The sequence below is a fragment of the Propionicimonas sp. genome, assembly GCF_047606205.1.
GTDB lineage: Bacteria > Actinomycetota > Actinomycetes > Propionibacteriales > Propionibacteriaceae > Propionicimonas.
The window spans coordinates 44739-57211 of the sequence record NZ_JASGES010000039.1; the positions used below are offsets into that span (position 1 = coordinate 44739).

Sequence of the window (12473 nt, forward strand, 5' to 3'; positions counted from 1 at the left end):
CTTGCCATGAGGGGAATATGTGCATCTATTAGAACATTCGTCCATCAGACCCCGGGCCTGCCCGGCGCAGGGTCCCGGCGGTGGTGGCCACGTCGCCGTCCCACCATAGCCCGGCAGGCGGTGGCCCGGTCAGCCCCGGCCCGTAGCATGTGCGGTGATGATCGCTGAGCAGGTGCAACCTCACCGTCCGGTGCGCGGCCACCGAAGCCGCAGCCTCGGTGGCATCGTCGTGCGCTCCGCGGTCGGACTGCTCGCCGTGGCCGGGCTGGTCGTGCTGCGGGTGGTTGCGGTGCCGTCATGGACGGCGGGGTTGTCGACGGCAGCAAGGGACTTCGTCACCTTGTCGGTGAGCGTGATGGTGGAGTCACTGCCGTTCGTGTTCCTGGGGATCGCGATCTCGGTGCTGGTCCAGGTCTGGCTCCCGGACCGGGTCTGGGACGTGCTGCCTCGCCGGCCGGTGCTGCGCCGCCTGGTGCTGTCGCTGCTGGGGGTGCTGTTCCCGGTCTGCGAGTGCGGCAACGTCCCGCTGGCGCGAGGCCTGATGCTGCGCGGGCTGGGAGTGGCCGAGTCGCTGACCTTCCTGATGGCCGCACCGATCCTGAACCCGGTGACGATCGTGACCACCTACCAGGCATTCGGGTTCGACGACGGCATCCTGGCCGGCCGGGTCGCCGGCGCGTTCGTGATCGCGAACCTGGTCGGCTGGATCTTCTCCCGGCACCCTGCGCCCGACCGGCTGCTCACCCCCGGGTTCATCGCCGCCTGTGCCGCCGACCACCACGGCGGCGGGGGCCGGTGGCGCCGCAGTGCGGACGCGTTCGCGACCGAGACCACCACCATGCTGCCCGCCCTGGTGGCAGGCTCGCTGCTGGCCGGCGCGATCCAGGTCGGCATCCCGCGGGACTGGCTGCTCGGGCTGGGCAGCAACCCGACCATCTCGGTGGCGATGCTGATGGCGTTGGCGTTCGCGGTGTCGATGTGCTCGAACGTCGACGCGTTCTTCGCGTTGTCGCTGGGCGCCACCTTCGCGCCGGGGGCGATCATCGCCTTTCTCGTGTTCGGCGCGATGATCGACATCAAGATGCTCACCCTGCTCCGCACCACGTTCACGACCCGCGCCCTGGCGCTGCTCACCGCCCTGGTGCTGTTCGCCACCCTCGTGATCGGTCTGGGGGTGAACCTTGCCCTCTGAACCCGGACGCCGTTTCCTGCCGCCGGAGAACGCCACCCTCGCGCCGACGTCCCCGCCCACGCCGCCGGCTCCCCGCGGCGGCCACGACCACAGCGACGTCCACGGCCACGAGTCCGGCTCGAGCGGCCGAGCCCGGCCGTGGGGCCTGCTGGTCGCCCTCGTCGGGGCCGTGGGGATCTGCTGGCTGGGGGTCAGCGGACAGCTGGCCCTGTACGTGCACCCGCGCTACACGGTGTTCACGGTGGTCATGGCCGTTCTCGGCGGACTGGCCGCGCTCGCGTCGTTCGCCGTGCGCGCCCACAGCGACGGCTCCGCACGGGGCTGGGCGGCGTTGGCCGCAGCGGCGGTCCTGATCGGGACGCTGCTGATCGTCCCGCCGTCCGCGCTCTCCTCGGACGCCGCCCAGCAACGTTCGGTGAACTCCGGCAGCACCGGCGCCGACACGCCGCAGCTCGCCGGCGCCGATCCGGCCTCGTTCTCGCTGCGGGACTGGGCCGCCCTGATCAGCACCCCGGACGCGGCCGCCAGCTACGCCGGCCAGCAGGTCACGCTGGTCGGTTTCATCACCGCCAGCGAGGGGTCGCCCGACACCTTCTACCTGACCCGGTTCGTGATCACCTGCTGCACCGTCGACGCGCAGCCGGTCGGCGTCCCGGTCACCGTCCCGGCGTGGGCCGGAAGCTACCGGGCCGGCCAGTGGCTGGAGGTGGCCGGGCGGCTGAAGCCCGCCGACCACGCCCCCCACGGCGAGGCCCTGGTCGTGGAACCGTCCTCGATCCGGGTCGTCCCCCAGCCCGCGCAGCCCTATGAGTACTGACCATGAGTGCTGACGTAGGACGCAGATCGCATCACGACCCGGGTCGGTTCTGGCGGCTGGCGCTCGCCGTGTGCGCGGCCCTCGCCCTGGCCGCGGCAGCCCTCGGGACGATGGGCGCCCTGCGCGGGCCCACCCTGGCTGGTGCGACCGTGGCCGTCGAGCGCACCGTGAGCAGTGCCGGCACCCAGCTGACCCTCCGGTCCCGCCAGCCCATCGACGAGGTCAGTGCCGGCCAGGTCAGCGTGACGCCGGCCTCCGCCGTCACCGTGGCCAGCCGCGACAACACCGTCACGGTCCGGTTCGCCACCACCCTGGCCTACGCGACCGGCTACACGGTCAGGGTCACCGGCGTTCGCAGCCCCTACACCGGACGCACCGCCGACTGGCGGTACTCCTTCACCACCCCTGCGGCGGACGTCTACTCCCTGCTCGCGCATCGCGGCGCGGGCGACCAGCCCGATGACGAGATCGTCACCGAGGCGGCGGGCGCCCGCCGCACCGTGCTGACCGCCGCCGGCATCGACGAGTACACCGTGACCCCCACGCACGTGGTGGCGATCAGCCATCCCGACGACCAGACCTCCCGGCTGGTCGTCACCGATCGCGACAGCGGCGCACCGGTTGCCGACGTCCGGGCGCCGGAGGTGCCCGCTCTCGCCCTGCTGCAGATGTCCTCGGACGGCACCCGCTTCGGCTACACCGCCACCGGCACGGACGCCGCGACCGGCGCCCAGGACGACAACACCCTCTACATCCAGGACGCCACGCAGCTCGAGCAGGCGCCCACCGCGATCACCAACGCGGGTCAGGCCCTCGCGGTCCAGGACTGGCGGTTCGTCCCCGGGGTGTCCGCGGTGGTCGTGCTCGCCCTCGACGGTCAGGCCTACCTGATCTACCTCGACTCCGACACCAGGCCGGTCCCGCTCGGCAGCCTCGCCCAGCTCGTCGGGTTCACCCCGGGCAACCCCAGCCTCGTCGCCGAAGCCGGCGGGAAGCCGGTCCTGCTCGACCTCACCGCCGGCAGCACCACCCCCATCCAGCGCGCCGCCGACACCGAGGACAGCTTCACCGGCCGCACCTCGCTGATCGGCCCGGACGACTACGTGGCCCAGAACGACAAGGTCGTGACCTCGGGGGGGTCCAGCCGCGTGGTCAGCCGCCTGATCCGCGTCACCGGCGGACACCGGACCATCCTGACCAGCTTTCCCCCCGCGAAGGGCCAGGTGATCGACAGCGGTATCTCCCCCAACGGCCAGTTCGCCTGGGCGACGGTGCTCTCCCCCGACGCTCCCGCCGACGAACTCACCTCCGGCGCCTCCAGCCACGCCATCACGACCATCGTCGACGCGACCACCGGCCGGCTGGTCGGCACCGTCCCCGGTTCGACCCCGGTGTGGGCCGTTCGCTGACCCCGGCCGATGCCCCGGCGCCCTGGGGGCGGCCCGGTGAGGACCACCTACCGGGTTGTCCCGCGGTGTCGTGGGTCGGCGGTGCTCCTCACCTCGGTTCGACGGACGCGCCCGCGTCCGCCGGGAGGTTGACGGCCGCCCGCAGTCTCGAGGCGGGCCGGAACGCACAGGTTCGGCTGGCCGGGATGTCCATCGGCTCGCCGGTCTGCGGGTTTCGGCCGGTGCGGGCACCGCGTTCGCGGACCTCGAACGTGCCGAACCCGGCGAGGGCCACCTTCTCCCCGGCGGCGACGTCGGCGGTGATGGTGTCGAGGACCGCCCGGACGGCGTCCTCGGCGCCGGTGAGCGGAAGTCCGGTGCGGGTGGCGATGGCGGCGACCAGTTCTTTCGTGTTCACGGATGTCTCCTTGTTGTTGGCCAGGTCGTGGCGGGTTCAGCGGGGTGGGTCGATGAGTCCGCGCTGCAGGGCGCGGACGAGGCTGCGGGGGACGTGGTGGACGATGCCGTCGATCCGCACCGGGACGAGGTCGGGCTGTGCTGCCCTCCACTGCGAGCGCCGGTGCCGGGTGCGGCTGCGGGACGTACGGCGCTTGGGGACGGCCATCAGTTCTCCATGCTCAGCGAGCGGATCGGGCCCAACCATGGCTCCAGGCCGTCGGAGCTGACCTCCCAGAAGCGACCGCGGTCGGCCAGCTCGGCGTCGGTGAGCAGGCAGGAGCCGAACGCTTCCGCGACGGTGTCGCGATCGTTCCCGACGCCGACGATCACGATCCGGGTGAACGGATCGGCCTCCTCCCAGTGGTCGTCGGGGCCGATGCTGACCATGCCGCCGGCTCCGTCCCACTGGCAGACCTGGGTGGGCCGGCTGGGCAACCAGAAGCACCCTCGGGAGCGGTGGCCGCCCCGGCCCAGCAGTTCGATCCGTTCCTGCAGCCGGTCGGGGTGGAAGGGACGCTCGGAGGTGAAGTCGATCACCCAGGTCGACGGTTCGGGGTTGGCGGGCAGTGGAGTGCGCCGGACCACCTGGACCCAGTCCTCGCTGTGCTCGTGGGAGTGGATGCCGGCAGCCAGCGTCTCCGCATCCAGCGCGCCGGCCGAGTCGGCGAGCACCGCACCCGGGCGGGCGAGGTTGCCGATCAGCCCGCGTGCGGACGCGTCGGCGCCGCCCGCGGCGAGGACCACGTCCGCGTACTCGACCATGGCCGCGGCCGTCTCGGCGACGCCGCGCGGATCGTCGCTGCGGACCGGGAGCTCCCGTTCGACGAGCAGGTCGTCGCTGGTCAGGTCTGTGGTGGCACTGGCTCCCTCCAGCGCCACGATCGCGGCCGCCACCCGGACGTGCGGCGCCGCCTGCGGGTGGTAGCCGATCACCCGGCAGACCTGGCTGGCGTCCGCGGTGACCGGCAACTGCGCGATCAGCGACTGCCACTGCCCACTCGCCGCCAGCCGCTCCAGGGTCGGCACGACGTCCTCGCGGATGGCGCAGTTCACGCAGGCGTGCTCGACGCCGATCTCCACCCGCTCGATGATGCCGCGCGGGTCGGACACCGTCCGGACCAGCACCTCGCGGGACGCGTCCACCTCGTGCCGCACCACGGCGGCCTGCGGCAGGTCCCACTGCAGCCCGATGGTGGCCGCCGCCATCGGCTCCTCGGCAATCCCGCTGATCAGGATCACCGGGACCTGCCCTGCCTTCGGCCTTGAGATCCGCTTCTTCACCCCTGCCTCGCCTTCATCCTCGGGTTCCGCTTGTTGATCACGAACACCCGGCCGCGACGACGCACGATCTGGGCGCCGGGAAGCCGCTTCAACGCCCGCAGCGAGTTGCGCACCTTCATCGGTCGCCGCCCTGCCCGTAGCGGCGGCGGAACCGTTCGACCCGGCCCTCGGTGTCGACGATGCGCTCGCGCCCGCTCCAGAACGGATGCGAGGCGCTGGAGATCTCCACGTCGAGCACCGGGTAGGTGGCGCCCTCGAACTCGATGGTCCGGGTCGAGTCCAGGGTTGAGCCGGTCCGGAAGACCAGGCCCGCGGAGCGGTCCCGGAACACGACCTGGCGGTACGGGGGATGGATGTTCTTCTTCATGTCTCCTGCTACTCTAGTTGAGAACGAGTCGCAGTATACATAGGAGTCTGAATGTCGAGCACCTGCCGCGTCACCGGGGCCCGCCCCGGTTTCGGCAACAACGTGTCCCACTCGCACCGACGCACCCGGCGCCGCTGGGATCCGAACCTGCAGCGCAAGCGCTACTGGGTGCCCAGCCTGGGCAGGAACCTCACCCTGCGGGTGAGCGCCCGCGGGATCAAGGAGATTGACCGCAACGGCATCGACGTGGTGGTGGCCCGGCTGGCGCGGGAAGGGGTGCGATTCTGATGGCGAACAGGGCGAAGGACCTGCGTCCGCTCGTGAAGCTGCGCTCCAGCGCAGGCACGGGCTACACCTACGTGACCCGGAAGAACCGGCGCAACGACCCCGAGCGGATGCGACTGCGCAAGTTCGACCCGGTGGTGCGTCGCCACGTCGAGTTCGTGGAGACCCGCTGATGGCCAAGACCTCGAAGATCGCAGCCAACGAACGCCGCAGGCGGACGGTGGCCCGCTACGCCTCCCGGCGGAGCGAACTGAAGGAGCGCGCGCGCACCGCGTCCACCCTGGCAGAGCGGATGGCCGCGCAGTCCGCGCTCGCCGGGCTGCCCCGGGACGCCAGCCCGGTGCGGGTGCGGAATCGCGACGCCGTGGACGGACGTCCTCGCGGCTACCTGCGGGTGGCCGGCATCTCCCGGATCCGTCTCCGTGAACTGGCCCACAACGGCGAGCTGCCCGGCATCAGAAAGTCCTCATGGTGAGGGTGGCATGAGCGTTCCGGTGGTGATCCTGTCCGGCTACCTCGGCGCGGGCAAGACCACGCTGCTCAACCACCTGTTGAGCCGTCGCGAAGCCCGCGTCGGCGTGGTCGTCAACGACTTCGGCGACGTCGACGTCGACGCCGGGCTGATCACCGGCCAGATCGACGAACCGGTCTCGATCGCCGGCGGCTGCCTGTGCTGCCTGTCCGACACCGCCGGCCTGGACGAGGCGTTGCGCACGCTGGCCAGCCCGGCGCTCGCACTGGACGCCATCGTCATCGAGGCCAGTGGAGTGGCTGAGCCGGGCCAGCTCAGCTGGCTGGTGTGGCTGTGCGACGTTCCGCAGGTCCGTCCCGGCGGCGTGGTCGAGGTGGTCGACTCCGTGGAGTACTTCGACACCCTCGACACCGAACCGGACCGTCCGGCACCCCGCCGTTTCGCGGCCGCCTCGCTGGCCGTGCTCAACAAGACCGACCTGCTCGGCGACCCGGCCGCCGCCGGGGAACGCCTGTCCCGGATCGCAGCGCGCATCCGCTCGGTCAATCCCGACCTGACCCTCGTCACCGCGGCCGGCGGCGCCATCGATCCGGCGCTGGTCTTCGACGTCGCCGACCGCGAGCCGGTGCGTCAGCCGAGCCTGCCAGGGCTGGGGCACCGCCACCACCACGACCATCCCCGCGCCCAGCAGGTGACCGGGCGGTTCAGCGGGCCGGTCTCCCCCGGCAGGCTGATCGACCTGCTCGAGCAGCCCCCGGCCGGGGTCTACCGGGCCAAGGGACGGGTCGCGGTGCGGGTCGGCCAGCACCAGCGCGGCTATGACGTGAACCTGGTCGGACGCCGCATCCACATCGCCAGCGCGCCCACGCCCCCCCGCCGGCAGCGTGGTCCTGATCGGGCCCGGCTTCGACCACGACGTGGTCGCCCGTCGACTGGATGCGCTCGCCGGCGGCGACGCGAGCGACACCGGCGGGCTCCGACGTCTCCAGCGCCACCGCCGCCACGACCTGTGATCGGGAGGAGTTCGTCATGCTGACACCGCTGCGCTTTGTAGGGTCGCGTCCATGAGCATCCCCGCGACTCACGCCGGCCACGAACACCGCTCCCGGCCGCCGACGATGGAGCGGTCCTGCGACGTGGCCGTGATCGGTGGCTCGGCTGCGGGCCTGGCCGCGGCGCTGCAACTCGCGCGACAACGGCGCAGCGTCCTGGTGGTGGACGACGGCAGCCCGCGCAACGCCCCGGCCGCGCACATGCACGGCTATCCCGGATACGACGGGGCGCCGCCCACCGCTCTTCCGGCCGCGGGGCGCGAGGAGGTTCGCCGCTACGGCGGCGAGGTGCTCACCGGGAGAGTGTCGGCCGTGCGCCGCGGCGAGGGCGGCCGGTTCCGGCTCGACCTCACCGGTGGACACTCGCTGTCGGCGCGTCGCGTCCTGGCCGCGACCGGCCTGACCGATGACCTCCCCCCGATCGAGGGCCTCCTCGATCAGTGGGGAAGAGCTGTCGTCCACTGCCCGTTCTGCCACGGGTTCGAGCTCCGGGACCGCAGCGTCGTCCAGATCGTGAGCCAGCCGCTCGGGCTCCATTCGACGCCGCTGTGGCGGCATCTGACCGGCCGGCTGACCGTGGTGCTGCACGATCCCACCGGGATCGATGACGTGGCGCTGGCCGGTCTGCGCGCGGCCGGGGTGCCGGTCGAGAATACCGAGGTCTCGCGGATCGTTTCCGGGGCGGACGGGCACCTGCGCGGCGTCGAACTCGTCGACGGTCGGCTGCTGCCCGCCGATGCCGTCGCCGTCGGCCCCCGGTTCCGGGCTCGCGCCGAGACGCTGGCGGGAGTGGGGCTGCGGACGACGGCCCACCCGTCCGGCGCCGGGGACTTCCTCGAGGTCGACCAGGTCGGCGCCACCGCCGTTCCAGGCATCTACGCGGCCGGAAACCTCACCGACCCCTCGCTGCAGGTGTTGCCTTCCGCCGCCCAGGGTAGCCAGGTGGGTGCGATGATCGCGTTCAGCCTCGCCGCGGAGGATCTGGACGACACCGTCCGGCGTTCGGGCGAACGGGCCGACTGGGAGCACCGGTACTCCGGTCCGGACCGGGCCTGGAGCACGAACCCCAACGGTTCCCTGGTGATCGAGGCCGGCGACCTCCCGCCGGGCCGGGCGCTGGACGTCGGCACGGGCGAAGGAGCGGACGCGCTCTGGCTGGCCGAACGGGGTTGGTCGGTCACCGCCACCGACATCTCTGGCAACGCCCTGGCCAGGGTGCGAACCGCAGCGTCCGAACGGGGGCTCGACATCACCCTCCTTCGGGTGGACGCCAACGACCCCGATCCCTACGGCGGTGAGGTCTTCGACCTGGTCTCGCTGCAGTACGGCTCCTTCACCCGGACGCCCGACCAGCGTGGGCTACGGAGCCTGCTGGCGGCCGTGGCGCCCGGCGGGACGTTGCTGGTCGTCCACCACGATCTCTCCCCTTCGCGGGAGCCGGTGGACGTCGCGACCCAGACCCGGATGTTCGACCCGCAGGCGTACGTCGGCGTGGACGAGATCGCGGCGGCGCTGGCCGCCCGGCCGGGCACCTGGCAGATCGAGTGTCACCAGACCCGACCGCGCCCGGTGGGGGCGGTCAGCACCCATCACATCGACGATGTCGTGCTGCGCGCTCGGCGACGCGGGTAACCCTCGGCGCACACCTGCCTGTTCGGCCGTGCCCGCCTCCGCAGCGCGGCGTCGGCCGTTCGGCGTGGGCGCCCCGGTCGGGGCGACGCTCAGCCGACCTCGTTCGCGACGACGGGCGTCCGGCCCGCCTCGGGAGCCGGCTGGTCGGCGGCTCGCACCGCGCGTCTCTGCCGCGCGGACCGCTGCCGGATCGCGCCGACGGCGGTGGCGACCAGATAGATGGCGAACGAGATCGTGGTCACGTAGGGGCTGATCGGGATCGAGGCGCCCAGGGCGAGCAGGATCCCACCGACCATGGCGAGGAACCCGAAGGCCATGGACAGCAGGGCCACCCGGGTCGGCGAGTGGGTCAGCCGCACCGCCGCAGCCGCGGGAGTGATCAGGATCGACAGCACCAGCAGCGAGCCGACGACCTGGACACTGACCGCGACGGCGAGCCCGAGCAGCAGCATGAAGGCGAGCGACAGTCCGGCTGTGGGCACCCCCCTGGCCTCGGCGACGTCGGGATCGAGGCTGGCGAAGGTGAGCGGACGCCAGATGGCCAGCAGGCCGACCACCACCACCGCGCAGATCGCGATTAGCACGCCCAGTTGGGGGTCGTCGACCGCCACGATCTGGCCGGTGAGCAGGCCGAACTTGTTCGCCGTCCGCCCCGGGTACAGCGAGAGGAACAGAATGCCGAGGCCCAGGCCGAACGGCATCAGGACGCCGATCACCGAGTTGCGCCGGCGCGCGCGCGTTCCGAGGACGCCGATCAGGGCGGCGGCCGACACCGACCCGAGCAGTGCGCCGGGTACCACCCCGATGCCGAAGAGCAGCCCGGCCGCGCCACCGGCGAAGGACAGCTCGCTGATCCCGTGGACGGCGAACGCGAGGTCGCGCTGCATCACGAAGGTGGCCACCAGTCCGCCGACCAGGCCCAGGACGGCGCCCGCGATCACGGAGTTCGCCAGCAGGGCGAGCAGCTGGCCGTAGTCGGCGAAGTCGAACAGCCGGGTCATCCAGTCCATCACGCCTGCACCTCTGCGTGGTGCCGCTCGCCGACGTGGTGGGACTGGTCGGGAGTGCCGGCGACCAGGATCCGCCCGGCGGCGTGGACGACCTCGACCGGCGCCTGGTAGAGGTCGCTGAGCACCTCGCTGCGCAGCACCTGGTCAGGGGTGCCGATCCGGAACCGCTCGTTGCCGAGGTACAGCACGCGATCGACCACCTCCAGCACCGGGTTCACGTCATGGGTGACGAAGAGCACCGCGAAACCATGTCCCCGCCGCTGCTGGTCGATCAGGTCGACCACCTCCGCCTGGCGGCGCAGGTCGAGCGACGCGAGTGGCTCGTCGCACAGCAGCAGCCGCGGCTCTCCTGCCATCGCCTGGGCGATCCGCAACCGCTGCTGCTCTCCTCCGGACAACTCGCCGAGCGGGGCGTCGGCATACTCCGACGCCCCCACCTCGGCGATCAGGCGGTCCACGGCGGCCCGGCGCCGCCGGCTGGGCAGGCCCGGGCCCCACTGGTGACCGGTCAGGCCGAGCGCGACCAGGTCGCGTCCCCGCAGCATCGCCCCCGCCTCGGAGAGCCGCTGCTGCGGCACGTAGCCGATCCGGTGATCGCCGCGGTGCAGCGGCTCGCCGAGGAAGGTGGCCTCCCCGGCGTCGAGCCGGTACTCCCCCAGGACGGCCCGCAACAGGCTGGTCTTGCCCGAACCGTTCGCACCGAGCACGGCCACGAACTCACCCGCCCCGATCGCCAGGTCGAGGTCGCGCCACAGCACCCGGCCGCCCAGGCTGAGCGCTGCACCCGACAGGGCCAGCACCGTTGAGGTGAGGTCGCTCACTGAGCCAGCGCCTGCCCCAGTGCGTCGACGATCCCGCCCTGCCACTCCAGGTAGCTCGTGCCGGCCGGCAGGGTCTCCTGAACCGGAACCACCGGGACGTTGGCCGCCTTCGCGGCGGCCAGCACCTTTTCGGTCTGCGGGCCGGTGGTCTGCGAGTTGTAGGCCAGCACCGCGACGTCATGGTCGCTGAACAGCGCCAGGGTCTCGGCCAACACCTTCGCCGGCACGTCGGTGTCGTTCTCGATCGCCTCGCTGAACTCGTCGGGGGTCTTGTTGACCAGTCCCATCGCCTCCAGCAGGTACACCGGCATCGGCTCGGTGATCGCCGCGCCCTTGCCCGCGTCCTTCTTCTTCAGGTCGGCCACCGTGCCGTTCAGGGCGTCCAGGCCGGAGAGGAAGGTGCTGGTGTTGGCCTCGAAGGTGCTCGCTTCGGAGGGACTGGCCGCCGAGAACGCGTCCTTCAGCTCGCCGGCCACTTTCGCGACGGTGGCGTAGTCGTACCAGACATGCTCGTTCAGCTCCTCGCCGGCCGCGGCCTTGTGGCCGGAGATGTCCACCGCGTTCAGCACCGTCGCCGACGTGTTGCCGGAGGCCTGCAGCATGGTGTCGACGAAGTCGTCGTAGCCGCCGCCGTTCTCGATCACGACCTGCGCCTGGGACAGCGCCAGCTGGTTGCGGCTGCTGGCCTGGTACTCGTGCGGGTCGGCGTCCGGGTTGTCGATGATGCTGGTCACCGCGACCTGGCTGCCGCCGATCTGGCCGGCGATGTCGCCCCACACATTGGTCGAAGCCACCACATTGATGGTCGCCGCGGCGGCGGACGCCGATCCCGCCGCGCTCGTCGCGGGCGTCGCTGCCGGCGTCGTTCCTGCACATCCGGCCAGTGCCGTCACCGCCAGCGCGGCCAGTGCGGCCAGGCTGCGTCTCCTCGTCTCCATCAGTGGTTCCCGTCTGCTCGTCGTGTGGCCCGTCCGGGCCTTCAACCACCGTACTCTATTGCGAACGACTCTCAGAATCATGCTTATTAGTGGACCTGCTCGCCCCCAGCGGGCGCCACTCGCCGGCGACTATGCTGGTGAACCCGGAGCCGCCCAGAGGGAGGTGACCCATGCCCGGCAGCCACGCCCCCGCCACTCGACGCACGGCGCAGAAGGACGCGATCCGCAGCGCACTGGATGCTTCGACCGGGTTCCTTTCCGCGCCGCAGGTGCACCGCCTGCTCCAGGAGGCGGGCACTCCGGTGGGGCTGGCGACGGTGTACCGCCAGCTCAACACCCTGGCCCAGGTCGGCGCCGTGGACACCGTGAACGGCCCCGACGGTCAGCTGTTCAGGACCTGCAGGACCACCGCCCACCACCATCACCTGATCTGCGAGTCCTGCGGCAAGGCGGAGGACCTCGAGGTCCGCGAAGACTGGATCCGGGCCGCAGCCGCCAGCCACGGGTTCACCGTCACCCGCCATGTGGTGGAGGTCTTCGGCCTGTGCGCCGACTGCGCGTCCCGACAGTGACCGAAACGCCTGCGGATGGGGCATGGATCGCCCCGTGTGAGGCTCCCGATGGACGAGAAACGACCTTCGCACGCCGTCGTCAGAGCGACTCATGGGGACGAGCCGGCCTGTAAGCCGGATTCTGTGCCCCGAAGGGCGGTGATCATCCATCTGCGAAGGCTGTTGCCAGCCCCCTTCGCCGTTGCCG

General features: G+C 71.7%; 17 protein-coding genes. 9 read left to right on the forward strand and 8 right to left on the reverse strand.

The features are described from left to right. The first annotated feature begins 157 nt into the window (after nt 1–157). Genes QM633_RS02650 through QM633_RS02660 form a run of 3 tightly spaced genes read left to right on the forward strand, consistent with a single transcriptional unit; the run spans nt 158 to nt 3418 of the window. Nucleotides 158–1192 carry a permease gene (locus QM633_RS02650; RefSeq protein WP_415152173.1) on the forward strand — a complete coding sequence of 345 codons (1035 nt, stop codon included), beginning with the start codon at nt 158–160 and terminating at the stop codon, nt 1190–1192. Continuing rightward, nucleotides 1182–2009 carry a TIGR03943 family putative permease subunit gene (locus QM633_RS02655; RefSeq protein WP_415152174.1) on the forward strand — a complete coding sequence of 276 codons (828 nt, stop codon included), beginning with the start codon at nt 1182–1184 and terminating at the stop codon, nt 2007–2009. Before QM633_RS02650 ends, QM633_RS02655 begins: the two co-directional genes overlap by 11 nt. 2 nt (nt 2010–2011) lie before the next feature. Then, entirely contained in the window at nt 2012–3418 is a 1407-nt protein-coding gene (locus tag QM633_RS02660) for a hypothetical protein (RefSeq protein ID WP_415152175.1), read from the forward strand. 88 nt (nt 3419–3506) lie between these two features. On the opposite strand, the gene QM633_RS02665 is transcribed toward QM633_RS02660, so the two are convergent. The 5 genes from QM633_RS02665 to QM633_RS02685 are packed head-to-tail and all read right to left on the reverse strand — an operon-like array spanning nt 3507 to nt 5504. Next, the gene (locus QM633_RS02665; protein ID WP_415152176.1) at nt 3507–3815 is read right to left on the reverse strand and encodes an HU family DNA-binding protein; all 309 of its coding nucleotides are present in this window, start codon (nt 3813–3815) and stop codon (nt 3507–3509) included. A gap of 36 nt (nt 3816–3851) precedes the next feature. After that, nucleotides 3852–4022 (reverse strand): 50S ribosomal protein L32, encoded by a 171-nt coding sequence (gene rpmF / locus QM633_RS02670; RefSeq protein ID WP_415152177.1) that lies wholly within the window; start codon nt 4020–4022, stop codon nt 3852–3854. Continuing rightward, complete coding sequence (locus QM633_RS02675; RefSeq protein WP_415152178.1) at nt 4022–5137, reverse strand: CobW family GTP-binding protein; 1116 nt, start codon at nt 5135–5137, stop codon at nt 4022–4024. Before QM633_RS02675 ends, rpmF begins: the two co-directional genes overlap by 1 nt. Further along, nucleotides 5134–5256 carry a type B 50S ribosomal protein L36 gene (gene ykgO / locus QM633_RS02680; protein WP_415152179.1) on the reverse strand — a complete coding sequence of 41 codons (123 nt, stop codon included), beginning with the start codon at nt 5254–5256 and terminating at the stop codon, nt 5134–5136. Before ykgO ends, QM633_RS02675 begins: the two co-directional genes overlap by 4 nt. After that, nucleotides 5253–5504: a type B 50S ribosomal protein L31 gene (locus QM633_RS02685; protein ID WP_415152180.1), complete on the reverse strand. Its 252-nt coding sequence runs from the start codon at nt 5502–5504 to the stop codon at nt 5253–5255. The genes ykgO and QM633_RS02685 overlap by 4 nt, the downstream gene beginning before the upstream one ends. Nucleotides 5505–5555: 51 nt before the next feature. On the opposite strand from QM633_RS02685, the gene rpmB reads away from it, so the two are divergent. Genes rpmB through QM633_RS02710 form a run of 5 tightly spaced genes read left to right on the forward strand, consistent with a single transcriptional unit; the run spans nt 5556 to nt 8945 of the window. Continuing rightward, nucleotides 5556–5792, forward strand: a complete 237-nt coding sequence (gene rpmB, locus QM633_RS02690) for a 50S ribosomal protein L28 (protein WP_415152181.1) — start codon at nt 5556–5558, stop codon at nt 5790–5792. After that, complete coding sequence (rpmG, locus tag QM633_RS02695) at nt 5792–5962, forward strand: 50S ribosomal protein L33 (RefSeq protein ID WP_415152182.1); 171 nt, start codon at nt 5792–5794, stop codon at nt 5960–5962. Before rpmB ends, rpmG begins: the two co-directional genes overlap by 1 nt. After that, nucleotides 5962–6264: a 30S ribosomal protein S14 gene (rpsN, locus tag QM633_RS02700; RefSeq protein ID WP_415152183.1), complete on the forward strand. Its 303-nt coding sequence runs from the start codon at nt 5962–5964 to the stop codon at nt 6262–6264. The genes rpmG and rpsN overlap by 1 nt, the downstream gene beginning before the upstream one ends. Before the next feature lie 7 nt (nt 6265–6271). Beyond that, on the forward strand, nt 6272–7297 hold the full coding sequence (locus tag QM633_RS02705; protein ID WP_415152184.1) for a CobW family GTP-binding protein: 1026 nt from the start codon (nt 6272–6274) through the stop codon (nt 7295–7297). A 28-nt stretch (nt 7298–7325) separates the two neighbouring features. Then, complete coding sequence (locus QM633_RS02710; protein ID WP_415152185.1) at nt 7326–8945, forward strand: FAD-dependent oxidoreductase; 1620 nt, start codon at nt 7326–7328, stop codon at nt 8943–8945. An 89-nt stretch (nt 8946–9034) separates the two neighbouring features. On the opposite strand, the gene QM633_RS02715 is transcribed toward QM633_RS02710, so the two are convergent. From QM633_RS02715 to QM633_RS02725, 3 genes are read right to left on the reverse strand one after another with little or no spacing between them, the layout of a single operon-like run. Then, nucleotides 9035–9955 (reverse strand): metal ABC transporter permease, encoded by a 921-nt coding sequence (locus QM633_RS02715; protein WP_415152189.1) that lies wholly within the window; start codon nt 9953–9955, stop codon nt 9035–9037. Continuing rightward, nucleotides 9955–10776: a metal ABC transporter ATP-binding protein gene (locus QM633_RS02720; protein ID WP_415152186.1), complete on the reverse strand. Its 822-nt coding sequence runs from the start codon at nt 10774–10776 to the stop codon at nt 9955–9957. The genes QM633_RS02715 and QM633_RS02720 overlap by 1 nt, the downstream gene beginning before the upstream one ends. Continuing rightward, nucleotides 10773–11714 (reverse strand): metal ABC transporter solute-binding protein, Zn/Mn family, encoded by a 942-nt coding sequence (locus QM633_RS02725; protein ID WP_415152187.1) that lies wholly within the window; start codon nt 11712–11714, stop codon nt 10773–10775. The genes QM633_RS02720 and QM633_RS02725 overlap by 4 nt, the downstream gene beginning before the upstream one ends. A 170-nt stretch (nt 11715–11884) precedes the next feature. Here QM633_RS02725 and QM633_RS02730 point away from each other — a divergent pair, with 170 nt between their 5' ends. After that, complete coding sequence (locus tag QM633_RS02730) at nt 11885–12286, forward strand: Fur family transcriptional regulator (protein WP_415152188.1); 402 nt, start codon at nt 11885–11887, stop codon at nt 12284–12286. Nucleotides 12287–12473: the final 187 nt, after the last annotated feature.

What these genes read in the sequence shown, in the direction of transcription:
- rpsN (WP_415152183.1), top strand. Translation starts at nt 5,962, where the DNA reads ATGGCCAAGACCTCGAAGATCGCAGCCAACGAACGCCGCAGGCGGACG.
- QM633_RS02685 (WP_415152180.1), bottom strand. Translation starts at nt 5,504, where the DNA reads ATGAAGAAGAACATCCATCCCCCGTACCGCCAGGTCGTGTTCCGGGAC.
- rpmF (WP_415152177.1), bottom strand. Translation starts at nt 4,022, where the DNA reads ATGGCCGTCCCCAAGCGCCGTACGTCCCGCAGCCGCACCCGGCACCGG.
- QM633_RS02710 (WP_415152185.1), top strand. Translation starts at nt 7,326, where the DNA reads ATGAGCATCCCCGCGACTCACGCCGGCCACGAACACCGCTCCCGGCCG.
- QM633_RS02705 (WP_415152184.1), top strand. Translation starts at nt 6,272, where the DNA reads ATGAGCGTTCCGGTGGTGATCCTGTCCGGCTACCTCGGCGCGGGCAAG.
- QM633_RS02650 (WP_415152173.1), top strand. Translation starts at nt 158, where the DNA reads ATGATCGCTGAGCAGGTGCAACCTCACCGTCCGGTGCGCGGCCACCGA.
- rpmB (WP_415152181.1), top strand. Translation starts at nt 5,556, where the DNA reads ATGTCGAGCACCTGCCGCGTCACCGGGGCCCGCCCCGGTTTCGGCAAC.
- QM633_RS02660 (WP_415152175.1), top strand. Translation starts at nt 2,012, where the DNA reads ATGAGTGCTGACGTAGGACGCAGATCGCATCACGACCCGGGTCGGTTC.
- QM633_RS02730 (WP_415152188.1), top strand. Translation starts at nt 11,885, where the DNA reads ATGCCCGGCAGCCACGCCCCCGCCACTCGACGCACGGCGCAGAAGGAC.
- QM633_RS02715 (WP_415152189.1), bottom strand. Translation starts at nt 9,955, where the DNA reads ATGGACTGGATGACCCGGCTGTTCGACTTCGCCGACTACGGCCAGCTG.
- rpmG (WP_415152182.1), top strand. Translation starts at nt 5,792, where the DNA reads ATGGCGAACAGGGCGAAGGACCTGCGTCCGCTCGTGAAGCTGCGCTCC.
- ykgO (WP_415152179.1), bottom strand. Translation starts at nt 5,256, where the DNA reads ATGAAGGTGCGCAACTCGCTGCGGGCGTTGAAGCGGCTTCCCGGCGCC.
- QM633_RS02725 (WP_415152187.1), bottom strand. Translation starts at nt 11,714, where the DNA reads ATGGAGACGAGGAGACGCAGCCTGGCCGCACTGGCCGCGCTGGCGGTG.